23 protein-coding genes are annotated in these 24828 nt (G+C 69.6%); 9 read left to right on the forward strand and 14 right to left on the reverse strand.

Annotation, left to right across the window (positions count from 1 at the left end; all coding sequences use genetic code 11):
• The first annotated feature begins 57 nt into the window (after positions 1-57).
• From EZ313_RS07415 to EZ313_RS07435, 5 genes are all read left to right on the forward strand, one after another.
• Entirely contained in the window at positions 58-1479 is a 1422-nt protein-coding gene (locus tag EZ313_RS07415) for a sulfite oxidase (protein ID WP_167772541.1), read from the forward strand.
• A gap of 72 nt (positions 1480-1551) precedes the next feature.
• Positions 1552-1800 (forward strand): hypothetical protein, encoded by a 249-nt coding sequence (locus EZ313_RS07420; RefSeq protein ID WP_135262543.1) that lies wholly within the window; start codon positions 1552-1554, stop codon positions 1798-1800.
• Between the two features lie 91 nt (positions 1801-1891).
• Complete coding sequence (locus EZ313_RS07425) at positions 1892-2155, forward strand: TMEM199/VMA12 family protein (protein ID WP_135262544.1); 264 nt, start codon at positions 1892-1894, stop codon at positions 2153-2155.
• A 268-nt stretch (positions 2156-2423) separates the two neighbouring features.
• Positions 2424-2813, forward strand: coding sequence for a hypothetical protein (locus EZ313_RS07430; RefSeq protein WP_135262545.1), 390 nt, complete (start codon positions 2424-2426; stop codon positions 2811-2813).
• A 110-nt stretch (positions 2814-2923) separates the two neighbouring features.
• Positions 2924-3133 carry a hypothetical protein gene (locus EZ313_RS07435; protein ID WP_135262546.1) on the forward strand — a complete coding sequence of 70 codons (210 nt, stop codon included), beginning with the start codon at positions 2924-2926 and terminating at the stop codon, positions 3131-3133.
• An 11-nt stretch (positions 3134-3144) separates the two neighbouring features.
• On the opposite strand, the gene EZ313_RS07440 is transcribed toward EZ313_RS07435, so the two are convergent.
• Entirely contained in the window at positions 3145-4344 is a 1200-nt protein-coding gene (locus EZ313_RS07440) for a PQQ-dependent sugar dehydrogenase (RefSeq protein ID WP_135262547.1), read from the reverse strand.
• A gap of 296 nt (positions 4345-4640) precedes the next feature.
• Here EZ313_RS07440 and EZ313_RS07445 point away from each other — a divergent pair, with 296 nt between their 5' ends.
• Positions 4641-4871 carry a hypothetical protein gene (locus EZ313_RS07445; protein ID WP_135262548.1) on the forward strand — a complete coding sequence of 77 codons (231 nt, stop codon included), beginning with the start codon at positions 4641-4643 and terminating at the stop codon, positions 4869-4871.
• A gap of 18 nt (positions 4872-4889) precedes the next feature.
• Here EZ313_RS07445 and EZ313_RS07450 read toward each other — a convergent pair whose 3' ends face one another.
• Entirely contained in the window at positions 4890-6470 is a 1581-nt protein-coding gene (locus tag EZ313_RS07450; RefSeq protein ID WP_135262549.1) for an ABC transporter permease, read from the reverse strand.
• A gap of 109 nt (positions 6471-6579) precedes the next feature.
• Here EZ313_RS07450 and EZ313_RS07455 point away from each other — a divergent pair, with 109 nt between their 5' ends.
• On the forward strand, positions 6580-7671 hold the full coding sequence (locus EZ313_RS07455) for an ABC transporter ATP-binding protein (RefSeq protein WP_135262550.1): 1092 nt from the start codon (positions 6580-6582) through the stop codon (positions 7669-7671).
• Here EZ313_RS07455 and EZ313_RS07460 read toward each other — a convergent pair.
• The 12 genes from EZ313_RS07460 to EZ313_RS07515 all read right to left on the reverse strand — a co-directional run bounded on the left by EZ313_RS07460 (position 7661) and on the right by EZ313_RS07515 (position 22383).
• Positions 7661-8449, reverse strand: coding sequence for a lysophospholipid acyltransferase family protein (locus EZ313_RS07460; RefSeq protein ID WP_135262551.1), 789 nt, complete (start codon positions 8447-8449; stop codon positions 7661-7663). The two genes, EZ313_RS07455 and EZ313_RS07460, sit on opposite strands and share 11 nt — an antisense overlap.
• A 3-nt stretch (positions 8450-8452) precedes the next feature.
• Positions 8453-9757, reverse strand: coding sequence for a dihydroorotase (locus EZ313_RS07465; protein WP_135262552.1), 1305 nt, complete (start codon positions 9755-9757; stop codon positions 8453-8455).
• Positions 9758-9900: 143 nt separating this feature from the next.
• The gene (locus EZ313_RS07470; protein WP_135262553.1) at positions 9901-10863 is read right to left on the reverse strand and encodes an aspartate carbamoyltransferase catalytic subunit; all 963 of its coding nucleotides are present in this window, start codon (positions 10861-10863) and stop codon (positions 9901-9903) included.
• Positions 10863-11357, reverse strand: a complete 495-nt coding sequence (pyrR, locus tag EZ313_RS07475) for a bifunctional pyr operon transcriptional regulator/uracil phosphoribosyltransferase PyrR (RefSeq protein WP_135262554.1) — start codon at positions 11355-11357, stop codon at positions 10863-10865. The genes EZ313_RS07470 and pyrR overlap by 1 nt, the downstream gene beginning before the upstream one ends.
• The gene (gene ruvX, locus EZ313_RS07480) at positions 11354-11770 is read right to left on the reverse strand and encodes a Holliday junction resolvase RuvX (RefSeq protein ID WP_135262555.1); all 417 of its coding nucleotides are present in this window, start codon (positions 11768-11770) and stop codon (positions 11354-11356) included. The genes pyrR and ruvX overlap by 4 nt, the downstream gene beginning before the upstream one ends.
• The gene (locus tag EZ313_RS07485) at positions 11767-12369 is read right to left on the reverse strand and encodes a YqgE/AlgH family protein (protein ID WP_135262556.1); all 603 of its coding nucleotides are present in this window, start codon (positions 12367-12369) and stop codon (positions 11767-11769) included. The genes ruvX and EZ313_RS07485 overlap by 4 nt, the downstream gene beginning before the upstream one ends.
• Before the next feature lie 165 nt (positions 12370-12534).
• Positions 12535-18459, reverse strand: a complete 5925-nt coding sequence (locus tag EZ313_RS07490; RefSeq protein ID WP_135262557.1) for a FimL-related protein — start codon at positions 18457-18459, stop codon at positions 12535-12537.
• A 45-nt stretch (positions 18460-18504) separates the two neighbouring features.
• On the reverse strand, positions 18505-20589 hold the full coding sequence (locus EZ313_RS07495; RefSeq protein ID WP_420849301.1) for a methyl-accepting chemotaxis protein: 2085 nt from the start codon (positions 20587-20589) through the stop codon (positions 18505-18507).
• A gap of 214 nt (positions 20590-20803) precedes the next feature.
• Positions 20804-21334: a chemotaxis protein CheW gene (locus EZ313_RS07500; protein ID WP_135262559.1), complete on the reverse strand. Its 531-nt coding sequence runs from the start codon at positions 21332-21334 to the stop codon at positions 20804-20806.
• A gap of 17 nt (positions 21335-21351) precedes the next feature.
• Complete coding sequence (locus EZ313_RS07505) at positions 21352-21717, reverse strand: response regulator transcription factor (protein WP_135262560.1); 366 nt, start codon at positions 21715-21717, stop codon at positions 21352-21354.
• Between the two features lie 53 nt (positions 21718-21770).
• Positions 21771-22160 carry a response regulator gene (locus EZ313_RS07510; protein ID WP_135262561.1) on the reverse strand — a complete coding sequence of 130 codons (390 nt, stop codon included), beginning with the start codon at positions 22158-22160 and terminating at the stop codon, positions 21771-21773.
• 70 nt (positions 22161-22230) lie between these two features.
• Complete coding sequence (locus EZ313_RS07515) at positions 22231-22383, reverse strand: rubredoxin (RefSeq protein WP_135263599.1); 153 nt, start codon at positions 22381-22383, stop codon at positions 22231-22233.
• A 113-nt stretch (positions 22384-22496) separates the two neighbouring features.
• Between EZ313_RS07515 and thiD the strand changes: the two genes are divergently transcribed.
• The gene (thiD, locus tag EZ313_RS07520; protein WP_205960346.1) at positions 22497-23429 is read left to right on the forward strand and encodes a bifunctional hydroxymethylpyrimidine kinase/phosphomethylpyrimidine kinase; all 933 of its coding nucleotides are present in this window, start codon (positions 22497-22499) and stop codon (positions 23427-23429) included.
• A 104-nt stretch (positions 23430-23533) separates the two neighbouring features.
• Entirely contained in the window at positions 23534-24826 is a 1293-nt protein-coding gene (gene hemL / locus EZ313_RS07525) for a glutamate-1-semialdehyde 2,1-aminomutase (RefSeq protein ID WP_135262563.1), read from the forward strand.
• The last annotated feature ends 2 nt before the right edge of the window (positions 24827-24828 follow it).

Raw genomic sequence — 24828 nt, forward strand, 5'->3', positions numbered from 1 at the left:
TATACTCCCGCCCGCTCAAAGAAGAAGTTCAAGGGTGGGAGTGGATAGGAGATGTCCATGTCCCTGCCTGCTTCCGATTCCGCCCCGCCGCGGGCTTCCGCGCGTACCAGTCCGAACGAACCCGGCCCCGCCACGCCGGGCAGACGGCAATTCCTCGCAACGAGCGCCGCGGCTACCGCCGCCGCCCTCACCGCCCCCCGGGCCGCAGGCCAGCTGACCACCGGCAATCCGCTCCAGGTCAAGCCGGCCAATTGCACGACCGTTCCCGACACGCCGACACCCGCGCGGCCTGATCCGCAGAACGCCTCGCGAGTGTTCAGCGCGGCCGAGACCGTGCTGGCCTTCCGCAACCACGGCATGCAGGCCGAGTTCCTGCGCGAGCCGTTGACGCCCCTGGGCGGCCACTACCTGCTCATCCACTTCGACGTGCCGCACCTGGAGGCGAAGGGCTATTCCGTGGCCATCGACGGCCGGGTGCGCAACCCGACCCGGCTGAGCCTGGACGACCTGAAGCAGCGGCCCACCATCAAGCAGGTGGTCACGCTCGAATGCGCAGGCACCGGCCGCTCGACGCTGCATCCCCGCGCCGTCTACGTGCCCTGGTTCAAGGAAGCGATGGGCCAGTACCAGTGGACGGGCACGCCGCTGCGGCCGATCCTGGAGCAGGCCGGACTGCTGGACGACGCCGTCGAAGTGCTGTTCACCGGCTGGGACACCGGCATCGACCTCGGCGTCGAGCATGCCTTCGAGCGCAGCCTGCCGATCAAGGAGGCGCTGCGCGACGAAGTGATGCTCGCGTGGGAGCACAACGGTGTGCCGCTGCTGCCCCAGCATGGTTTCCCGTTGCGGCTGGTGGTGCCGGCCTGGTATGGGATGGCGAGCGTGAAGTGGCTGCGGGCGATCACGGTGCTCAACGAGCCTTTCCGCGGCGTCGAGCAATCCAAGGTGTACCGCTACCAGCAGGTGAAGGGCGAGCCGGGTGAACCGGTGACCTTCAAGCGCGTGCACTCGCTCATTACGCCGCCGGGCATGCCCGACCTGATCACCCGCCAGCGCTTCCTGGCGCCCGGGCGCGTGACGCTGCAGGGCGTGGCTTGGTCCGGTGCGGGCCGCATCACGCGGGTGGAGGTCAGCACCGACGACGCGGCGACCTGGCGCGAGGCCACGCTGGTCCCCGTCTCCGAGGATCGCTTCGCATGGACGCAATGGCGGATCGACTGGGACGCCGGCCCCGGCGAGCACATCCTGGCCTGCCGTGCGACCGACGAAGCCGGCGACGTGCAGCCGGTGAACCCCGAAAACCGCTGGAACCGGCAAGGCATGGGCGTGAACGGCGTGCAGCGCGTCCACGTCACGGTGCAGGGCGGCATCGGCGCGTCGCAGTCGCGGGTGCCTTCGGCGGCGCATGTCGTGGTGCCGGGCGCGGAACCCGTGACGGTGCCGGGCACGGTGAACACGCTCGCGGCGCAGCAAAGCTGATTCGCTGCGGCGAGAAATCGCTCGCATGGATCTTCGCGGGCGATGTGCGCAGGGCGCGCACATCGCCGCGCCTTGAAGCTCCGGTACATTTGCCTGGTGACCTTCGCGGAGCCCGAGCGGCTTGCCCTCGCATTGCGGGAACTCATCGAGCGGCGTGCAGCCCTGCAGGCTGCGTTGAGGAGCGCGCTCCAGGAGGCGCTGACCGACGCGGAGCGCGCCGACATCCAGCGCGTGCTCGACCACATGGCCCAGGAAAAGGCCAGCCTCGAGCAGCGCCTGGAGGCCTTGTTGAAGCAGCCGGGCACCGGGGGCACGGGCTGAGCGGGCGCGCTGCCCTTCCCCACGGGGTCCCGCCCCACGAACGTCGCGCGGTGGGCAGAATGCCTCTCGTCCAACACTCGCGGGAAGTCCCATGGCTGAGCAATTGCTGCAAAGGATCAAGCGCTTCGACGCGACGCGTCCCAACCTGCCGGCCGAGCACTGGCTCGCTTTCGCCGCCGGCGTCGGGCTGTGGATCGCTACGCGGCGTCACCCTTCGATCGCGGTGCGCGTGCTGGCCTCTCTGGCAGGCACGTTGCTGGTCGCGCGCGCGGCAACGGGCCAGCAGGTGCCCCCGATGCTCGCGCGACTGCCGTTCGCCGATCGACCGTCGCGCCCCGCCGACCTGATCGGCTGAAGCGCCGTCAGCGGCGAACCGCCGGCGCGGATTTCATTCGCACCACTGCGATACGCGGTGCGCCACTTCAATCCCCAATCCTCACGCGGCGCCCGCCGTCACCAGCAGCCCCACGAGGCGCGTGCCCGCGCACACCGTGCTGATCCAGAGCACGCTGCCGGTGCTGGTGCTGCGCTGAAGCAGCGCGCCTGGCAGCGGGTGGTGGCGCGCCCGTGATGCCTGTATCCACTTGGCCTACCATCGCTGAAACCCGCGACCGGCGCCCATCTTGCTGTTCAACATCGCAGTCCACCACGGCCCCGAATACCTGCTCGTCGTCTGCGCAGGCCGCAGCACGCTGGCGGACCTGCTGGGAGCCGCAGACCTGATCGCCCGCATCGCCGCGGTGCGCGGCTACCGCAGGGCACTGATCGACCTCACGGCCACGGAGCCCGAGCTGGCCTTCACGGAGCACCTGCAGTTGGGTGCGCACGTCGCGGCAAGCCTGGCCTCCCTCGACCGCGTGTCGACCGTGGTCTCGCCCCGCTACCGCACCGGGGTCAGCGAAAAGGCGGCGCAGAAGGAAGGCCTGCGGCTGCGCACATTCACCAGCCTCGAAGAGGCGCAGGCGTGGATGCGCGATGCACCGGGCAAGACCGCAACCTCATCCGTCAGCTGATCGGAAGAGCGAGGTATCCAGCCGCGTGGCTGCGGCAAATGGCTCCTTCGGGCCAGTGACCAACGGACGAGTTCGCCGGCCTCGCACAATGGCTGTGCCAGGAGGTGAGCATGAACGATGAGCGGCCCCCGTTGCACGTGGTTGCGTTTTACTGCTGCGTGTTCTTGATCGACGTCGGGTCGCTTCGCCTGGGCAGGTTCCTTGACCGGAACGCCGCCCGCTTCGACCGGCTCTTGGCGTCGGTCCGGCGTCGCTTCCTGCCTGCGCGCGCGGCCGCGGCACGTGGCGGCTTGAACGCGGGGCTCGTGCGCCACCGCTGAAGGACGCGGGCTCAGGGCCCGAAGCGCAGCACCCGACCGCTTTCCGCCAGCAGGTACAGCGCACCGTCCGGACCCACTTCCACGTCGCGCAACCGCTCATTGAGCTGCGCGAGCAGCCGCTCTTGCGAGGTGACCCTGTCGCCATCGAGCGTGAGCCGCCACAGGGCTCGGCCGGCCAGCGCGGTGACGAACAGGTTGCCTTGCCACTGCGGCATGGCGCTGCCCGTGTAGAACGCGATGCCGGCCGGCGCTATCGAGGACTTGGCGCCGCCGGTCCACGGGCTGCCCGTGATGGTCTCCCAGACCCACAGGGGATCTTCCATGCCCGGCAGCGAGGCCGGGCCCACCGGGGTGAGCGTTTCGTATTCCTGGCTGCGGCTGGCGAGCGGCCAGCCGTAGTTGGCACCCGCGCGCAGCCGGTTGATCTCGTCGCCGCCCTGCGCGCCGTGCTCGCTGGTCCACAGCTCACCGGTCGAGGGATGCAAGGCCGCGCCCTGCACGTTGCGATGACCCAGGGTCCAGACCTCCGGCAGCGCGCCCGCCACGCCCCAGGCCGGATTTCCCGGCGCGGGCGCGCCGTCCGTGGTGATTCGCATCACCTTGCCGTGGCCGCGCGTGGGGTCCTGCGCGAAGCCCCGTTCGCCGTCGAGCAAGCGGTCGCCCAGCGTCACGAACAGGTGGCCGCTGCGGTCGAACACCAGGCGCGAGCCGAAGTGCGCGCTGGACGCCACCTTGGGCAGCTGGCGCCAGATGACCGTGACCCCGCTCAAGGCGCGCGCATCGGGATCGAGCACGGCGCGCCCGACCGCGGTGCCATTGAGCGCCGGATTGGCCGGATCGGCTTCCGCGAACGAGAAGTAGATCCTCCGGTTCGATGCGAAGGCCGGATCGAGCACCACGTCCAGCAGCCCGCCCTGTCCGGAACTGAGCACGGGCGGAACACCGCTGATCGCGCCGAGCGACTGCCCGGAAACATCGAACAGCTGCATGCGCCCGAGGCGCTCCGTCACGAGCAGGCGGCCATCGGGCAGGAACGCCATGCCCCAGGGGACCACGAGACCGCTCGCGCGCTGGGTGACCGGAAAAGGAAAAGCCTGCTGCGCCGAAGGATCCGGGCCGCCGCCTCCTCCGCCGCCGCAGGCGGGGATCAGTGACACGAAGGCCGCCGCGACTGCAACGGCGGCCAGCGCGCGGATGCTGCACGGGCGCATGGCAAGGGTTCTGGCAGGAACAAGTTCCGGAATGTTCGACCTGCGGGCGGAAAGCGAGATCGAAGTAGTCCGAAAGAGCCACCTTTTACGCAATCGAACGATCGGTACTGAAGGGTTCCGGGCTGTGCGGTTCCGTCCTACAGACTTGCCAGTCGACACCGATAACCTGTGCCGCACGCGTCGTCGGGTGAGCGGTTGACGGTGGGTCCCCAAGAAGCCCAGCCCCAGCCTTTCAAACCACCCTGAGCGGCGGCGCAAGAACGAACAATTGGCCGAAGAGCCACGGAGGCATCTGAATGACACCAGCCGACTACCGCATCGAGAGCAGCCACCCCATCGCGAGCCCGTGGTTGCCCGCATCCGGAGCCCAGCAGCATTTCGTCGCCGACCGCGGACTTGCGGTCGCCATGGCCGCCAAGAGCACAACCCGCCCCGGCAAGGAGATCCGCGTCGTGCACGTGCCGACGGGTGAAGTCGTCTTCCGCAAAACCTCTCCGGCGCGTTCGGAGTGGTCGGACGAGGTCTAGCCCAGGCGCAGCGGCCTCTCAGGCCCTCCGCACGGAACGGCTCAGCAGCAGTACCGGCAGCAGCCCCACCAGCACCAGCGCCAGCGAGGGCAAGGCGGCTTCGCCCAGCCTCTCGTCTCGCGCGAGCTGGTAGGCCACCACCGCCAGCGTGTCGGTGTTGAAGGGCCGCAGCAGCAGCGTGGCGGGCAGCTCCTTCATCACGTCCACGAACACCAGCAGCGCCGCGGCCGCGGCTGAGCCGCGCAGCAGCGGCCAGTGCACGCGGGTCAGCAGCGCGAGCCGCCCGGTGCCCAGCATCCGCGCCGAGTCGTCGAAGCTGGCCGGGATGCGCGAGTAGCCGCTCTGCACCGATTGGAGGGCGACGGACATGAATCGCACCAGGTAGGCCCAGACCACGCCCAGCACCGTCCCGGTCACCCAGTACACCGCAGGCACCTGGGGCGCCACGCTTTGCAGCCAGCCGACCGGCAGCAGCAGCCCCACCACGATCACGGCACCCGGGATCGCATAGCCGAGGCCGGCCAGCCGCACGACGCCGCGGGTGATCGCATCGCTGCCGCGGCGCAGGCTCGACGCGAGAAGGACGGCCACGGCCACGGCCAGAGTCGCGCTCAGCGCGCCGAGCCGCACGCTGTTCCAGGCCCACTGCAGGAAGCGGTCCCAGGGCAGCACCGACCAGTCGGCGGCAAGGGGCCGCAGCATGAACAGCACGGGCAGCACGAAGCCGGCCAGGATGGGCAGCGTGCAGAGCGCGATCGAGGTCACCGCGCGATGGCCCGACAGCAGCGCGGGCTGAGCCTCGGCTGAACCGGCGCGAGCCCCGCGCGCCGCCGAGAACCGCATGCGGCGCTGGGCCCGGTGCTCCATCGCGAGCAGCACGACCACGACGGCCAGCAGGGTCGTCGCCAGCTGCGCGGCCGCCACGCGGTTGTCCATCGCCAGCCAGGCCTTGTAGATGCCGGTGGTGAAGGTCTGGATGCCGAAATAGCTCGCCACGCCGAAGTCCGCGAGCGTCTCCATCAGCGCCAGCGCCACGCCCGCCGCCACGGCCGGACGCGCCAAGGGAATCGCAACGCGCAGCACGCGAGTGGCCAGCGGCGCCCCGAGCAGGCGTGCCGCTTCCATCAGGTGGGCCGCACGTTCAGCCAGCGCGGCGCGCGCCAGCAGGTAGACGTAGGGATAGAGCGTGAAGACGAACACGACCGCAGCGCCCGCCGTGTTGCGCACTTCGGGGAACACGCGGCCTTCGAGCCCGAACGTGCTCCGAAGCCAGCCCTGCATCGGGCCGCTGAACTGCAGGAAGTCCGTGTAGGCATAGGCCACGACGTACGCCGGCATCGCCAGCGGCAGCAGCAGCGCCCATTCGAAGAACCGTCGGCCGGGGAAGTCGAACAGCGTCACGGCCGCGGCGGCAAGTGTGCCGACCACCGCCACGCCGATGCCCACCGCGACACAAAGGATGAGGCTCGTGAAAGCGTAGCCCGGCAGCACCGTTGCCACCATCTCGCGCAGGATGCCCGCGGTCTGCTCGTTCCACTCCAGCCAGGAACCGAGCACGGCCGCGACCGGCAGCACGATCAGCGCTGCCACCGCCAGCATCAGGAGGTCTCGGGGCCGCGGCAGGCTCAGCGCGAAGCTGGGCGCGGCAGAGGAATGGGAGCGGCGCAACAATGCAAATGAGAATTGTACGCATCTACAATCGAAGCCCATGCATGTGGAGCTGACCCGTTTGAGCGTCCGCTACGGCGGCCAGGCGCGGCCCGCGGTCGACGACGTCTCGTTCGGCCTGCCGGCCGGGGCCATCGGCGTGCTGATCGGCCCCTCGGGCTGCGGCAAGACCACGCTGCTGCGCGCCGTCGCGGGCCTGGAGCGGGCCAGTGCGGGCGAGGTCCGGATCTCCGACCAGGTGGTGGAAAGCCCGCAGGTGCATGTGCCCGCGGAGAGCCGCCGCGTCGGGATGGTGTTCCAGGACTACGCGCTGTTCCCGCACCTCGACGTGGGCCGCAACGTGGGATTCGGGCTGAACCAGCTGCCGCGCGGCGAGCGCCGCGATCGGATCGCCGAAGTGCTGTCGCTGGTCGGCCTGGCCGGCAGCGAGCAGCGCATGCCGCATGAGCTCTCGGGCGGACAGCAGCAGCGCGTCGCCCTCGCACGCGCGCTGGCGCCGCGGCCGCAACTGCTGCTGCTGGACGAGCCCTTTTCCAACCTCGACGTCGAACTGCGCGAGCGCCTCGCCCACGAGATCCGCGGCATCCTCAAGGCCGCCGGCGCGACGGCTCTGTTCGTCACGCATGACCAGCTGGAAGCGTTCGCGATCGGCGACACCATCGGCGTGATGCACCAGGGCCGGCTGCACCAGTGGGACGACGCGTACACGCTGTACCACCGCCCTGCCACGCGCTTCGTCGCGGACTTCATCGGCCATGGCGTGTTCGCTCCGGCTCGGCTGCGGGAGGTGGACGGGCAGGTGGTGGTGGACACGCCGCTGGGCGCGCTGACCGACATCGCCGAATGCCCGCTGCCCACGGCTTTCGACGGCGGCCAATGCGAGGTGCTGCTGCGCGCCGACGACATCGTCCACGACGACGCGGCGCCGGTGAAGGCCCAGATCGTGCGCAAGGCCTTCCGCGGCTCGGAGTTCCTCTACACGCTGCGCCTTCGCACCGGCGAGACCGTGATGGCCCACGTGCCCAGCCACCACGACCACAAGGTCGGCGAGTGGATCGGCATCCGGCCGGAGGTGGACCATGTGGTCACCTTCGAGCGCGGCGCGGGCGCCGGCGCGCCGCCTATGCCCTAGTTTTTTCTCCCCCTCTCTCGGAGAGAGGGCTGGGGTGAGGGCCTCCCCGGCGCAGCTCGACGACCGCATTGCGCAGCTCCGCGGCCCACGCCCGCCTCTCGCGCCCTTCCGCCTGCTGCGGCTCGCCAAACGAAACCACCGCGGTGATCGCGGGCCCGGTCAGCGTGCGCCACAGCGACGTCACCAGCGTCTCGTCGCCGATGTAGCAAGGCGAGATGCTGTTGCGCCCCGTCTCGCTCTCCACGAACTCCAGCGCGACCGGCTGCGCCGGCGCGCGCGCGGCAATCGCGGCCTGGATCAGGTTGGCATGGAACGGCAGCAGGTCCACGCCGTCGCTCGTCGTGCCTTCGGGGAACACCGCCAGGATGTCGCCGGCCTGCAGGCTCTCGGCCATGTGGTGCACGACGCGCATCGCATCGCGGCGTGATTCACGTTCGATGTAGAGCGTGCCCGCGCCGGTGGCCAGCGCACCGATCAACGGCCAGCGCTTCACGTCCGCCTTCGACACGAATCGGCAGTACCGCGCCGCGTGCACCACCAGGATGTCGAGCCAGGAGATGTGATTGGCCACCAGCAGCATCGGCCCGCGCACCGGCGGCGCGCCGCGCACCTGCAGGCCGATGCCGAGCACGTGCAGCATGCGCTGCGCCCAGGCCTGCACCTCCGCCTGCTGCTGCTCGACCGACAGCCGCGGGAACTTGAACAGGATGGTGGCCAGCCCCGCCAGCGCATGCAGCAGGGCCCGCGCCAGATGCCACACAGCGCGCAAGCCGCGCATCGGTCAGCGCGCCGCGGCGGCTTCCCAGGCCAGTTGCCCGGCCGCGATCGTGCAGCGCAGGCGGCCGGGCAGCTCGTAGCCGGAGAACGGCGTGTGCTTGCCTTGACTTCGCAACGCGGCAGGCTCGACGGTCCAGTGCTCGCTGGGATCGAACACGCACAGGTCCGCGACGCCGCCTTCGACCAGGCGGCCACAGCTCGCCTGCAGCGTGCCCAGCGACGGGCCCAGCACTCGCGCCGGTTCGCTCGTGAGCACCGCCAGTGCGCGCGTCAAACCGACGCCGCTCTCCTGCCCCCACTTGAGCGCGAGCGAGAGCAACAGCTCCAGGCCCGTGGCGCCCGGCTCCGCTTCGGCGAACGGGAGCGTCTTGGCGTCCTCGTCGACCGGCGTGTGGTCGGACACCAGCGCATCGACCGTGCCGTCGGCCAGCCCTTCGCGCAGCGCGTCGCGATCACGCTGCTGCCGCAACGGGGGCGACAGGCGCATGCGGCTGTCGAAGTAGCCGATGTCCTGGTCCGTGAGGTGCAGCGAGTTGATGCTGACGTCGCAGGTGAGCGGCAGGCCCGTGTCCTTGCCGCGGCGCACCAGCTCCAGCCCCGCCGCGCTGCTGATGCGGCACAGGTGCACGCGCGCGCCGGTGGCCTTCATCAGCTCCAGGATCGTGTGCAGCGCGATCGTCTCGGCCGCTACCGGAACACCCGAGAGCCCGAGCCGTGTGGCGAGCGGTCCACTCGCGGCCACGCCCTTGCCCAGGTAGAGCTCCTGCGGCCGCAGCCACACGGCGTAGTTGTAGGTGGCGGCGTACTGCAGCGCGCGCAGCATCACCTGCGTATTGGCCAGGCCCACCTCCGCCTGGCTGAAGCCGACGCAGCCCGCCTCGGTCAGTTCGGCCATCTCGGTGAGCACCTCGCCGGCCAGGCCGCGAGTGAGCGCACCGAGCGGAAACACGCGCGCCTGGTGCAGCTTCTCGGCGCGCATCTTCAGCATCTCGACCAGACCGGGCTCGTCGAGGACCGGGTCGGTGTCGGGCGGGCAGACCAGGCTGGTGACGCCGCCCGCGACCGCCGCAGCCATCTCGGACTCGAGCATGCCTTCGTGCTCGTGGCCGGGTTCGCGCAGGCGCACCGCGAGGTCGACGAGCCCGGGCGCGACGATGCAGCCGTTCGCATCGATGACGCGGCTGGCGTTGAACCCCGCCGGTGTGGCGCCGATGCTCACCACCCGCCCGGCGGCGAGCGCCACGTCGGCGATCTCGTCGCGGTTGGACCCCGGGTCGAGCACCCGGCCGTTCTTGATCAGGATCTTCATTCCTTTAGCACTCCATACTGGGCGCTCGTCTCGTGCGACCGCATGCGAAGCCAGTGCCACCGCGGATCCGGCTTTGCCGGGCCGCTGGTGGCGCCCCCTTGGGGGGAGGCGGCCGAAGGCCGCTTCGGGGGTGGGCCATTTCGTCAGGCTTCGTTGCCGGCCACGATGCTCATGACGGCCATGCGCACTGCGATGCCGAAGGTGACCTGCGGAAGGATCACGCTCTGCTTGCCGTCGACCACGGCCGAATCGATCTCCACGCCGCGGTTGATCGGGCCGGGATGCATGACGATCGCGTCGGGCTTGGCCAGTTGCAGCTTGTCGGGCGTGAGGCCGAAGCTCTTGAAGAACTCCTGCGACGAGGGCAGCAGCGCCCCGCTCATCCGCTCGTTCTGCAGCCGCAGCATGATCACCACGTCGCAGCCGCGGATGCCCTCCTCCAGCGTGTGGCACACGCGCACGCCCATCTGCGCCATGTCGGCCGGCACCAGCGTCTTGGGGCCGACCACGCGCACCTCCGCGCAGCCGAGCGTGGTGAGCGCGTGGATGTCCGATCGCGCCACGCGCGAATGCAGCACGTCGCCGACTATCGCCACCGTGAGGTTGGCGAAGTCCTTCTTGTAGTGGCGGATCGTGTACATGTCGAGCAGGCCTTGCGTGGGATGCGCATGGCGCCCGTCGCCGGCGTTGATCACGTGCACGTGCGGCGCCACGTGCTGCGCGATCAGGTAGGGCGCGCCCGATTCGCCGTGCCGCACCACGAACATGTCGGCCGCCATCGCCGACAGGTTGGCGATGGTGTCCAGCAGCGACTCGCCCTTGCTCGCGGAGGACCGCGCGATGTCCAGGTTGATCACGTCGGCCGACAGCCGCGTGGCGGCGATCTCGAAAGTGGTGCGGGTCCGCGTGCTGTTCTCGAAGAACAGGTTGAACACGCTCTTGCCGCGCAGCAGCGGCACCTTCTTCACCTCGCGATCGCTCACGCCGACGAAGCGGGCGGCGGTATCCAGGATGTGGGTGACGATCTCGCGCGGCAGGCCCTCGATGGACAGCAGGTGGATCAGCTCGCCGTTCCTGTTGAGCTGCGGGTTGCGTTTGTAGAGCATCAGGCGACCTTGAAGCTGAAGCGGCCCTGCGCGTCGCGCGCCAGTTCCAGCGATTGGGTGTCGGGCAGGCTCACGCGCGCCGCGGCGTAATCGGCCTGCACCGGCAGCTCGCGGCCGCCGCGGTCCACCAGCACGGCCAGCTTCACGCTCGCCGGACGGCCATAGTCGAACAGCTCGTTGAGCACGGCGCGGATGGTGCGGCCGGTGTAGAGCACGTCGTCCAGCAGCACGATGTGCGCGTCGTTCACGTCGAACGGCAGCTGGGTCTGCGCGCTCGAGGCGGACAGACCGCGCTGCGCGAAATCGTCGCGGTGCATCGACGAGGAGATGGTCCCGGCCTCGCCTGGCAGCTGCAGGTCCTGCTGCAGGCGCTGCGCGAGCCAGGCGCCGCCGGAGGTGATGCCGACCAGGCGGCCATCGGCGCCACGCAGCGCGGGCACGCCGCGAAGCAGCTCGCGGTACAGCGCTTCGGCGTCGAGCCGCAGTTCGCTCATTCCAAACTCCTCAGGAATTGTTCCAGGATGACGCAGGCCGCGCCGGCGTCGGCATCCGCCGCGCCGCCGGCCAGCGCCTCGGTGGTGCTGTAGCGCTCATCCACCTCGTACACCGCCAGCTTGACGCGCGCGGCGAGCTGGCGGCCGAAGCGGCGGGCGCGTTCGGTATTTTCATGCGGCGCGCCGTCGGGATGGAAAGGCACGCCCACCACGAGCGCATGCGGCTGCCATTCGCGCACGCGCTGCTCCGCGGCGTCCAGCCGCGCGCGGCCTTCCGCGCGGATCGTGGGCTGCGGCGTCGCGGTGCGCAGCAGCCGGTTCCCCACGGCGACACCGGTGCGCCTGGCTCCGTAATCGAAAGCGAGAAAAGTGGTGAAGTGGCGGGGAACGTCGGGCGTGGCCGTGACGCTCATGCGTGCCCGGCGTCCGGCGAGAGCATCCACGCCTGCAGGCCCAGCAGCGACAGCGCCTTGTCATAGCGCTGCTCCACCGGCGTGTCGAAGATCACCTGCGGGTCGGCTTCCACGGTGAGCCAGCTGTTCTCGGCCAGCTCCGATTCGAGCTGCCCCTCGCCCCACGCGGAGTAGCCGAGCGAGACCAGCACCTTGCGTGGGCCGGCGCCCGTGGACAAGGCTTCGAGGACGTCCTTGGAGGTGGTCATCTCCAGGCCGCCGGGAATGGTCATGGTGGAAGCGTAGACCGGCTCGTCGGGCTTGGCTTCGCCGCCGGCGATCACGGCCTCGTGCAGCACGAAACCGCGCTCGGTCTGCACCGGGCCTCCGTGGAACACGGGCGCACCGGCGAGGTCATCGCGATCGAGCGGAAGATCGACCTTCTCGAACAGGTTCTTCAGCTTGATGTCGCTGGGCTTGTTGATCACGAGGCCCAACGCGCCGCGGGAGCTGTGTTCGCACAGGTAAACGACACTGCGCGCGAACGAAGCATCCTCCAGTCCCGGCATCGCAATCAGGAAGTGATGCGTCAGGTTGATGGTGGATGGCTCGGCGGGCATGGCGAAATTTTAACGAAGACGAATGGACAAGCCGTATCCCGCCGGTTTGGTGTGGTTTCGCCGGGACCTGCTGCCGCGCCGCGACAGGTCGGGTTGAGTTCATCCGTGAGTCGCTGGTGCAGCTCGACGAGGGGCGCCGCGGCGGGCGCCGGCAACCGACGCTGCTCAGGCCGTGACGGCGGCGGCGCAGTAGTGCTTGACCAGGCTCAGCAGCTCTTCTTCGGAGTACGGCTTGCCCAGGTAGTGGTTGACGCCCAGCTCGCGCGCATGTTCGCGGTGCTTTTCCGCGATGCGCGAGGTGATCATCACGATCGGCAGCTGGGCCCAGCGCTGGTCGGCGCGGATGTTGCGCGCCAGGTCGAAGCCGTCCATGCGCGGCATCTCGATGTCCGACAGCACCACGGCCGGCTTCTCTTCTGCGAGGCGCTCCAGCGCCTGCAGGCCGTCGGCCGCGAGCGAGACCCGATAGCCCTCTCGCTGCAGCAGGCGCTGCGTGACGCGGCGAACGGTGATGGAGTCGTCCACCACCAGCACCAGCGGGATCTGCGGCGGAGCGGGCGCGGCATCCGGCACGGCGGGCTTGCCGACCTGCTCCAGCATCTCCGGCTGCGCACGGTCGGCGCTGAGCATGCGGGCCCGCTCGCCGTACACGGCGGACAGCGCCACCGGGTTGTAGATCAGGACCACCGCGCCCGATGCCAGCACCGTCATCCCGGCCAGGCCGGGCAGGCGGGCCAGCTGAGGGCCGAGGTTCTTCACCACCACTTCCTGGTTGCCCAGCACTTCATCCACGTGCACGGCCACGCGCTGGTTCGCGCTGCGGAAGATCACGACCGGCAGCGTCTTGGACTGCGGCTCGGCGCTGCGCTGCGAGGACTGCAGCAGCGCGCCCGACCAGAAGAACGGGATGCGCTCGCTTCCGAAGTCGAAGCTGCCGCTGTTGTAGGCCTGCTGGACTTCCTTCGCGGCCGCGCGGCGCACGATTTCGATCAGGTTGGCCGGCACGCCGATGCTCAGGCTGCCGCTGCGAATCATCACGACCTGCGTCACCGCGGTGGTCAGCGGAAGGACCAGCTTGAAGCTGGTGCCGCGGCCGGGTTCGGTGCTGGTCTCGATGCGGCCGCCGAGGGCGTTGACCTCGGAGCGCACCACGTCCATGCCGATGCCCCGGCCCGCGAGCTCGGTGACCTGCGCCGCGGTGGAGAAGCCGGGCATGAAGATCAGGTTGGCCGCGTCGGCATCGCTGATCTGCTGGTCGGGCCTCACGAGGCCCTGCTGCACGGCCTTTTCGCGGATGCGGGCGAGGTTGAGGCCGGCGCCGTCGTCGCGGAATTCGACGGAGACGTCGTTGCCTTCCTGGCGCACGTCGATGAGGATCGTGCCCGTCGGGTCCTTGCCCGCTGCCTGGCGCACCGACACGTCCTCGATGCCGTGCGCCACACAGTTGCGCAGGAGGTGCTCGAACGCCGCCGTCATACGATCCAGCACGCCGCGGTCGATTTCGATGGAGCCGCCGGTGATGTCCAGCTTCACCTGCTTGGCCGTTTCCTTGGACGCCAGGCGCACCACGCGGTAGAGGCGGTCGGCGATGCCTTCGAACTCCACCATGCGGGTGCGCAGCAGGTCGCGCTGCAGCTCGCGCGTCTGGCGCGCCTGGGCGATCAGGTCGTCTTCGGTGGCTTCCACCGTGCGCTGCAGGTTGCGCTGCACCGTGGCCACGTCGTTCACCGACTCGGCCATCATGCGGGTGAGTTCCTGCACTCGGGTGAAGCGGTCGAACTCGAGCGGGTCGAAGCCGGCCGCAGAATCCTTGGCCTGCGCGAGGCGCGATTGCATCTGCGACTCGGCCTGCAGTTCGATGTCGCGCAATTGGGTGCGCAGGCGGTCCAGGTTGCCGGTGAGGTCGTTGAGCGATCCACGCAGGTTGCGCAGCTCGTTCTCAAGGCGCGAGCGGGTGATCATCACCTCGCCGGCCTGGTTCATCAGGCGTTCCAGCAGTTGCGAGCGCACCCGCACCGCCTGGTTGTTGGCCGCGCGTTGCGGCACCAGCGGCATCGCGGTGAGGGGCGCCGCGAGCACGGCTCGGGCCGGCGCGGGCTGCGTGGAGGCGGCCGGCTGAGGAGCCGGTTGCAGCGGCACGGGCTGCTGCGGGGCGATGGAGGCTGCGGGTTCCGCAGCGGGCGTTTGCACCGGCGCGGAGGCGGGCTCCGGCTCGGGCTGGGCCGCGCGGTCGCGCAGCGCATCGAACGCGGTCTGCAGGTTGTCGAAGCGCTGCAGCAGCGGCTCGAGCTGCGCCGCGGGCGTTTCAGCCGGCAGGCCCTCGATGGCCGACTCCATGCGGTGCGCCATTTCGCCGAGGCGCAAGGCGCCGGCCAGGCGCGCGCTGCCCTTGAGCGTGTGCAGCGCGCGCAGCACCTCGTCGCGGCCATCCCGGTGGCCATGCTGCGCCCACTGGCGCAGGCCGGCGCCAAGCTTGGGCAGCAGGTCGACGGCCTCTTCCTCGAAGATCGGGAACAGGTCGGGGTCGATCGCATCGACCACGTCGATGTCGTCATCGCCCGAGAGGCGGTTGCCTTGCGCAGCGGTAGCGGTGTCGGCGGGTCCGGACGGCAGCGGGCCGAATTGCACGAACTGCGTTGCGGGACGTGCGATCGGGCGGGCCGGGGCAACGGGCGCCTGGACCTGGTCCGCATCGGGGAACTCCATCGCGTCGAGGTCGCCCGCGCCGCTGTCGCGCAGTTCGGCGCGCCTGGGCAGCTGCAGCTGCTCCAGCGCGGCGAGCGACTGGGTCACGCGCGGGTCCGGATCCTTCAGGAAGCCGGCGGCGAACTGGTGCAGCAGGCGGCGGATCTCCTCCGCCGCCTCGACGAAGGCCCGGCCGTGCTGCGGCGTGCCCCAGGCCAGCGTCTGCGCGTGCTGCAGGGAGCTTTCCAGCGCACGGGCGATGTCGGACAGGGTGTGGAAGCCGACCGTGGCCGAGCTGCCCGCGAGCGCGTGCGCCAGGCCGACGGCGGTATCGGACACCGGCTCCTTGAGCTCCAGCGCCCACTCGGCCAGCTCCTGCGAGAGGCGCCGCGACCACTCGTCCGCTTCGTTCAGGTAGACGTTGTAGAGCGGGATGCCGATGCGCAGGCCGCCGATCACCTTGGTCTGGTCGTCGGCCGGGAATTGCGAGATGGGCGGCTCTTCGACAGATGCGGACTCGGCCGGTTCGCGCTGCGACAGCGTGCTCAGGCTTCCGAAATCGATGGAAGCGATCTCGGGCGGCAGCGTCAGGGGCGCCGGCGTTTGCGGCTTGGCGGCTGCATCGAGTTCGGCCGCGAAGTCCACCGGCAGTTCTTCCAGCGGGATCTCTTCCGGCGCCGCAGCCTGGCCGCGCAGGACATGCGTGTTGCCGAAAGCCTCGACGGTGTCGGGGGCGGGAGCAGCTTCGGCCGTCAAGCTGAGGTCCATGCCCGCGAGCGGGTCTGCTTCGAGCGGCGCTGGCGCTTGGGGCTCGCTGGCCGCCGCAGCAGGTTGCGTGAACTCGAAGTCGAAAGAGGGCGCGGGGTCGGGGCGTTCCAGCGCGGGCTCAAGCGCGGACGGCTTGAGCTCGACGCTCAGCGAGATGACCTCCACTTCGGCCGGCGGCACCAGGTCGTCCGCATCGTCGGGAAGCACCGTGGGAGCGAAGTCGACGTCCAGCGCCTCGGCGGGATCGGATGCTTCAGCGGTCTGGGCTGCGGCGCCCGGGAACTGGAACGCGACGCGCCGGCCTTCCATGCGAAGCGTATCGGCCGGGCCGCGGAACATGCCCGCCTTCCAGGCTGCGTCGGAACCGGCGGCGATGTCCTCGATCCAGCGGTCGAAGCCACGCAAGGCGTCGCTGGAAAGTGCGCGCAGGTCGTCCGAGGCGGGCTTCTGGTCTGCGAGCCAGGTGTTGAGCACCTGCTCCATCGCCCAGCCGGCTTCGCCGAATTCGTTCAGCCCCACCATGCGGGAACTGCCCTTGAGCGTGTGGAAGGCGCGGCGCAGCGTGGTGAGTTCGGAGACGTCGCCCGGCTGCGCGGCGAGCGCCTCGAGCGCCCCCAGTCCATTGCCCACGACCTCGCGCGCTTCCTCCAGGAAGATCTCGCGCAGCTCGGCGTCTTCTTCGCCGGGCGATGCGGCTGCGGAAGGCGCAGGAATAGGTGCCGCAGCCGTCGAAGCCACAGGAGCGGCTTCGGGCGCCTTGGGCGCAGCCGGGACGACTTCCAGCGACGGCGGCACCGCGGCTTGCGTTACGGGCGCGGCCATCACGGGCGCTTCCTGAGCGGCCGGCTGCGCCTTCGGGCCGAACCCCGGCCTCTCCGTCTCGTGCCGGCCCATCAGGGGCCGCAGCTCGCCCTGCGCGTCGTCGAAGATGAACAGCTTCTTCGCCAGCGCGGGCTGGTAGTTCAGCATGTCGATCAGGAAACCGAGCGCGCCGAGGTTGTTGCCCAGCCTGTCGAACGTCACGCGGCGGCGCTCGTCGTCTTCGTCGAAGTCGCCGATCAGGACCTGCTCGACCGTCTCGCGCATGCGGGCGACCGCATGCGTGGCGTGGTCCAGGCCCAGCACGGACAGCACGCCGCGCATCTGCAGCAGGTGCGTGGGCGCGTTCTTCAGCGGCTCCTTCTCCTGCGGGTCGCGGAAGAAGGCGTCCAGCAGCTTCTCGAGTTCGCCGAGCGTGCCGCGCAGTTCGCCGACCACGCTGCCCATGGTCTGGCGATCGCTGACGCGCCGGTACAGCTCCTCCATCCAGGGCTCCAGCGCCTCGGCGTGACCACCCTGGCGCACGCGTTCGAGCCGCTCCGCCAGGCGCGCCGTCCTCGTTGCGAGCTTGGAATCGCTCGGGTCCAGGTCCTGAAAGGCCGCCTCCAGGTAGAGCACGGCCGTCGCCACTTCCATGGCGACCTCGGCGCGCGGCGGCTGCGCCAGGCGGACCACGCCGTCGATGGTGGCCACCAGGCTTTGCGCCAGAGGGGCGCTCGGTGCATGCAGCTTGGTGAGCGAATCGGCGATGTGGTGGAACTGCTCGGAGACGGCCTTGAACTTGGTGACGTCGCCGCCGGATGCCGCCGACCAGTTCTCCTTGGCCACCGCGATACGCTTGCGGGCCTGCGTGAGGAGAACCGGATCGAAGCGGCCGTACTGCGACGTCGCGTAGTCGACCGGGGCGAAGCGCTGCAGCGAGTAAGCCGCGCGCACGGCGGCCAGCGCGGGACCGTCAGCCGGTTGCTTCGGCACCGCCTGCGCGCAGAAGAACAGCAGGTCCTGCGCCAGCCGGTCGGAAAGACCCGTGTCGCCCTTGGCCAGCGTCGCGTACTGCAGCAGCACGCGCGAAGCGGCGCGCTTGACGTAGACATCGGCCGGCAGCAGCCCGAGGGCCAGCGCCTCGAAGTAGCCGGCGCAGATCTTCCAGAAGATCCTGGGCTGGCGCGGCTCCTCGCCCGCGGCCAGCCCGAGGCTGCACTCGACGAGGTCCCGAGCCGCATTGGCGTCGGCGCTCTTGACCACGCGCAGCACCGCCTGGTCCATGCGGCCGCGCAGCGCGGGGTCATAGACCAGTGTCTGCTCCACAGCGGGCGTTTCCGCCTCGACCCAGCGCCAGTCGTACGGCCACAGGTCGGCGGGATGGATGCGGTCGCTGCCGGCCAGCTCCTGCACGTCCTTGTACTGGGGGAACAGCGAGACGGGCGACGCCGCCTTGCCCAGCAGGACGCCCTCGAGGTATTCGGTGAGCGCGAAGCCCGCGCGTTCGACCTTCGACGCGGCCGGCTCGACGCAAAGCTCGGGCCGTTCGATGAACTTCTGCACCGACGCTTCCATCGCGCGCAGGATCAGCGCGGGCGCGCCCAGGCCGACCATCTCGAGTGCGCCCACGGCCTGGTGCAACTGCTGCCGCGCGATTCGCAGCTGGCCCGTGTCGACCGAGGCCATGTCCTGCCCGCGCGCCAGTCCCGCGTCGCGCACGAAGCGGCGCAGCGCCCCCGAAGCCGATTCGAGCGACTTGCGCAGCTCGTCCAGCACCCAGGCCAGCGGGCCCAGGTCATTGGTCGCCAGGTCGAGGTCGTTTTCGTGGGCTTGCATGGAAGAACTCTGGCTCTGGCGGAAGGGCGGTGCGGGTGAGGCGCGTCAGGCGATCTTGAATCGGGACACCGACTGCCGCAGCTCCTCGGCCATCCGCGACAGCTCCCGCACCTGCTGGGCCGTCGAGCGCGTGCCCTCGCCGGTCTGCTCCGTCACCGCGAAGATGTGCTGGATGTTGCCGGCCACCACGTTGGCCGACTCGGCCTCCCGGGCGGCGGTGCTGGAGATCTGTTCGATCAGCTCCGCGAGGCGGCGGGACACCTGGTCGATCTCGGTGAGCGCAGTGCCCGCGTTGTCGGACAGCTTGGCCCCTTCCACCACGCCCTGCGTCGAGCGCTCCATGGCGGCCACCGCGTCCTGCGTGTCGGTCTGAATCGCCTTCACCAGCGCCGAGATCTGGCGCGTGGCGTCGGCCGAGCGTTCGGCCAGGCGCTGCACTTCCTCGGCCACCACCGAGAAGCCTCGGCCGGCTTCACCGGCGGACGCCGCCTGGATGGCGGCGTTCAGGGCCAGCACGTTGGTCTGTTCGGTAATGTCGGAGATCAGCTCGGTGATTTCGCCGATCTCCTGCGACGACTCGCCCAGCCGCTTGATCCGCTTGGAGGTTTCCTGGATCTGGTCGCGGATGGCGTTCATGCCGCCGATGGCGTTCTGCACCGCCTGCAGGCCGGACTCGGCGGCCATCAGCGACTGGCGCGCCACCTGGGCCGATTCCTGCGCCTGGCCGGACACCTGGTTGATCCGGGACGCCATGTCCAGCACAGACTGGCCGGTTTCGCGGATCTCCCGCAGCTGCTCGGTGGACGCGGCCAGCAGCTCGGTGGACGTGCTTTCCACCTGCGCCGTCGTCTGCGCCACGCGGGTCGCCGTGTTCTGCACGTTGCCCACCAGCTGCCGCAGTTCTTCCACCGTGTAGTTCACCGAGTCGGCGATGGCGCCGGTGATGTCCTCGGTCACGGTGGCTTCCTGCGTGAGGTCGCCTTCGGCCACCGTCTGCAGTTCGTTCATCAGCCGCAGAATGGCCGCCTGGTTGGCGTCGTTGACGCGCTTGGCTTCCTGCTCCTGGCGCTCGGCTTCCTGCCGCTGCGATTCGGCCACTTCCTGGCGCTTGCGGCTGTCCTGCAGCTGCACGTACGCGAGGCCGATCGAGCAGATGATGGCGAACAGCGCGGCCACCGCCAGCGCGATGAAGGCGCCCAGGCCCAGGCCCGTCTGCAGCGACAGCTTGTTCTGCAGTTCTTCCAGCGCGCGGCGCAGCGGCTCGGAGTCGGCGATGATGCCGGCCTGCGCTTCACGGGCGGACACCAGGCCCTGCAGGTTGCCCAGGATGGCGCTGGCCTGCGTGCGCGTTTCTTCGTACACCTTGAGCAGCGATTGCAGCCGCTCGCGCGTCTGCGCATCCCGGGAGCCGGACAGGCGCAGCTCCGGGCTGCCTTCCAGCAGGCCCTGCGCGATCTCCTTGAAGGAGTTCAGGTCCTTGCCCAGCAGGAACACGGCTTCGGGCGAGAGGCCCTCGGTGGCCGTCATGAATTCGTTGGCCGACTTGCCGATGCGCTGCGTCAGCATCACCAGCTGGCCGGCGGCGGAAATTTCCGCCGGCGACGCGTTCTGCTGCAGCTTGAGGGAGGAGACCGTCTCGGCCACCTCCAGCAGGTCGGACGACTGGCGGTTGATGGTGCGCAGCGCCGCGCCCACCTGCGTCAGGATCTTCTGCTGGCCCATGACCAGCGAGGCATTGCGCTCGGCGCGTTCCATCAGCGGCACGATCTTGTCGATGTCCTCCTGGAATTCCACGGCCACCGGCGCGAGGCGCAGCACGTCGTCGCCGGCCTTCAGGCCGCGCACCGAGCGCGCCAGCACGCTGGCGCTGTCGCGCACTTCGTTGAACGCCTGGTTGCTGCCGACGAGGGCCTGCGTGACCGACTTCGCGAGGCGCTGAGACTGCGTGAGCGATTCGCCCGTGTTGCGCACCTGCTGGGCGACCTTGTCGGCCTGGTTGACCGCGAACACCGCCACCGAACCCAGCACTGCCAGCGAGGCGGCGAGCGCCATGAACAGGATGCGCTGGTGCGCCACGATGCTGCGGCGGCCGAGGAAGGGCACGCTGACCCGCTCGCCCTGCGCCGCCATGCCGTCCAGCGTGTCGACGGTGTCGGGATCGGCCAGGCCCATCGCCGCGGTTCCCTCGTGGACCGACATCGGGTCCACCGTCGCCTCGGGCGAGCCCAGGCTGAGGTGGCCGTGGCTGGTGTTCTCGCCCGCGCCACCGGCGGACTTCTTCTTGGAGAACAGGTTCTTCAGTTGGTCGACGACGGACATGGTGCGGAGCCTTCCGGGGAGTGCTTCAAGCGCTGATGCTCAGGAACTGGGGTTGCTGGGAGAGCGCCTGCAGGTTGATTTCCTGCCAGTAGGCGCCGCCGGCGTCGGTGTAGCCGCTGCCGAAATAGGCCGGCGCGCCCTCGGGCGGCACGCTCGAGGAGGTGAAGGCATCGAGGTTGCGCAGGCCTGCCAGGCGGTCGATCAGGAGCGCGCAATTGACCTCGAGCGCCGCGTTCAGCGCCACCAGTCGCGACTCGGCGCGGCCGGCATCGCTGCGGGCGACGGGCGCGCGGCCGGTCACGAAGCCGCCCAGGTCGGCCACCCCGTAGAGGCCGCCCCGCAGGTTCGCCACGCCCAGGAACCACTTCTGGGTGTAGGGCACCGGCTGCGGGCTGGCGTACGGGAAGATCTCCCCCGATTGCGCGAGGGGGAAGAGGTAGCGGGAGCCCGCCGCCTCGACGGCCAGCCACGAGGCCTGGACGCCCTCGGCGCGCGCCGCCTGGAGCCGGTTGGCCAGGCGGGTCTGGAGTTCGCGCAGGGCTTCGCGGTTGGCCATCGTCGCTGCCGGGCCTTCTAGCCCAGGGCCTTGATCTTGGCCATCAGCTCGGTGGCGTCGACCGGCTTGGTGATGTAGTCACGCGCGCCCTGGCGCATGCCCCAGACCCGGTCGGTCTCCTGGTTCTTGCTCGTGCACATGATGATGGGCACGTCGGCGTACAGCGGGTCGCGCGTGATGGCGCGCGTGAGCTGGAAGCCGTTCTGCCCCGGCATGACCACGTCCATCAGGATCAGGTCGGGCTTCTCCTCCGCGAGGCGCCGGAACGCGTCGTCCGCGTTCTCCGCCGTCTTGACCGCGAAGCCGTTCTTCTGCAGCAGGTCGGTCATGAACATCAGCTCGGTCTTGGAATCGTCGACCACGAGCACTTTCTTGATCGCCATCGGGTACTCCGCTCTCTCTTTTGTAATTGGCTTAGCGACTGTCGCTGGATTGCCTACTGCGCCTGTTGCGCGGACGCGCCGAACTGCTGCACCGTCTGCAGCAGCTGGTCCTTGGTGAAGGGCTTGGTGAGGTAGTCCTGCGAGCCGACCATGCGGCCGCGGGCCTTGTCGAACACGCCGTCCTTGGAGGACAGCATCACCACGGGCGTGGCGGAGAAGCGCGCGTTGCGCTTGATGATGGCGCAGGTCTGGTAGCCGTCCAGGCGCGGCATCAGGATGTCGCAGAAGATCAGGTCGGGCTGGTAGTCGTTGACCTTGGCGAGCGCGTCGAACCCGTCCTCGGCCAGCATGACCTCGTGGCCGCCCTGCTTCAGGAAGATCTCCGCACTGCGCCGGATGGTGTTGCTGTCATCGATCACCAACACCTTGAATCCAGTGCTCACTTGACGCTGCTCCTCATTCTTCTGCCGCGGGACAGCGTCGTCATATGAGACCGTCTCCGAAGCACCCTCCTCAAATCTGGACCATCTCGAAGTCTTCCTTGCGGGCGCCGCACTCGGGGCAGGTCCAGTTCATGGGGACCTTTTCCCAGGGTGTTCCGGGCGGGATGCCGTGTTCGGGGGCGCCGGCGGCTTCGTCGTAAATCCACCCGCAGATCAGACACATCCAGGTCTTCGCTTCAGTCACAGCTTAAAGGGCCTTCGAATAGAATGCAACGATTGTATCTAGGGCACCTGCGGAGAAACGTCACGGTGCCGATGCCTGCAAGACTCAGGCCCATGACCAACCCCGACCCCACCAACACCGCGGCCGGCGCCGACGAAAACGACGACGCCGGACCCGCGTGCGTGATGGTGTTCAACGCCAGCGACCCGAGCGGCGCAGGCGGCCTCTCGGCCGACATCACCGCGATCGCCTCGGTCGGCGCGCACGCGCTGCCGGTGGTCACCGGCGCCTACGCACGCGACACCGCGGAAGTGCAGGACCATTTCAGCTTCGACGAGGAAGCCATCACCGAGCAGGCGCGCGCCATCCTGGAGGACACGCCCGCGCAGGTGTTCAAGGTCGGCTTCCTCGGCAGCCCCGAGGCGATCAGCGCGGTGGCGGAGATCGCCACCGACTATGCGGACGTCCCCGTCATCGCCTACATGCCCAACCTCTCCTGGTGGGACGAGTCGCAGATCGACCTGTACCTGGACGCCTTCCGAGAGCTGATGCTCCCGCAGACGACAGTGCTGGTCGGCAACCACAGCACGCTGTGGCGCTGGCTGCTGCCCGACTGGAGCAGCGACAAGAGCCCCGGCGCGAGGGACATCGCCAAGGCCGCCGCCGACATGGGCGTGGCTTACACGCTCGTCACCGGCATTCCCCTGCCCGACCAGTACCTGGACAACGTGCTGGCGACCCCGCAGGCGGTGCTGGGCAGCGAGAAGTTCGAGCGCTTCGAGGCCGTGTTCTCCGGCGCAGGCGACACACTTTCCGCCGCCCTCGCCGCGCTGGTGGCCAGCGGCAGCGACCTGGCGTCGGCCACCACCGAGGCGCTTTCTTATCTGGACCGCTGCCTCGATGCGGGCTTCCGTCCCGGCATGGGCAACGTGGTGCCCGACCGCCTCTTCTGGGCCCAGCCCGAGGGCGAGACCGAGGAACTCACGGAAGAAGAAGCCCAGGCCCTGCAGGTCCTGGACATGCCCGCCCATGACACCAAGCATTGAACCACGCCCACCCCCGAAGCGGCCTGCGGCCGCCTCCCCCTCGAGGGGGCACCACCAGCGGCCCGGCAAAGCCGGTTCCGCGGTGGTCGCTTGAAGCAGACCTTATGGATCGCAATCAAGAACTGTTCGAGCGCGCTCGCCGCGTGATCCCCGGCGGCGTGAACTCGCCGGTGCGCGCCTTCCGCGCCGTCGGCGGAACGCCGCGCTTCGTGCAGCGCGCGCAGGGGGCTTACTTCTGGGATGCCACCGGCAAGCGCCACATCGACTACATAGGCTCTTGGGGGCCGATGATCCTGGGCCACGGCCATCCGGCGGTGGTGGAGGCGGTGCAGCGCGCGGTGACGGAGGGCTTCTCCTTCGGCGCGCCGACCGAACGCGAGATCGAGCTGGCCGAAGCCATCGTGCAGGCCATGCCGGGCCTCGAGATGGTGCGCCTGGTCAGCTCGGGCACGGAGGCGGCGATGAGCGCCATCCGCCTGGCGCGCGGCGCCACCGGCCGCAACAGGATCATCAAGTTCGAGGGCTGCTACCACGGCCATGCGGACGCGCTGCTGGTCAAGGCGGGTTCGGGCCTCGCGACCTTCGGGCACCCGACCAGCGCAGGCGTGCCGGCGGAAGTCGTGCAGCACACGCTGGTGCTCGAATACAACAACGTGCAGCAGCTGGAGCAGGCCTTCGAGCAGCACGGCCGAGACATCGCCGGCCTGATGATCGAGCCGATCGCCGGCAACATGAACTTCGTTCGGGCCGACACCGCGTTCATGCGCCGCTGCCGCGAGCTGTGCACCGAACACGGCGCGATGCTGGTGTTCGACGAGGTGATGACGGGGTTCCGCGTCGGCCTCGGCGGGGCGCAGGCGCACTACGCGTCCAGGATTCCCGGCTTCCGGCCGGACCTCACGGTGCTGGGCAAGGTGATCGGCGGCGGCATGCCGCTGGCGGCCTTCGGAGGCCCCCGCGCCACGATGGAGCAGCTCGCGCCGCTCGGCCCCGTCTACCAGGCCGGCACGCTCTCGGGCAATCCAGTGGCCACCGCCTGCGGCCTGGCCACGCTGCGCGAAGTCAGCCGGTCCGGCTTCTACGAGTCGCTTGCAGCGAAGACGCGTTCGCTGATGGACGGCCTCGCCGGGGCGGCGCGCTCGGCCGGCGTGCCGTTCAGCGCGGACTGCGAAGGCGGCATGTTCGGCTTCTTCCTGCTGCCCGAGCTGCCGCGCAACTACTCGCAGGTCATGAAGACCGAGTCGGCGCGGTTCAACAAGCTGTTCCACGGCCTGCTGGATCGGGGCGTCTACATCGCGCCGGCGCTGTACGAGGCGGGCTTCGTGAGCGCCGCGCACAGCGAGCAGGACATCGCCGAGACGGTGGCGGCGGCGAAGGAAGTGTTCGCCGCGCTCTGATC

It is taken from the genome of Ramlibacter henchirensis (genome assembly GCF_004682015.1).
Classification (GTDB): Bacteria; Pseudomonadota; Gammaproteobacteria; order Burkholderiales; family Burkholderiaceae_C; genus Ramlibacter; species Ramlibacter henchirensis.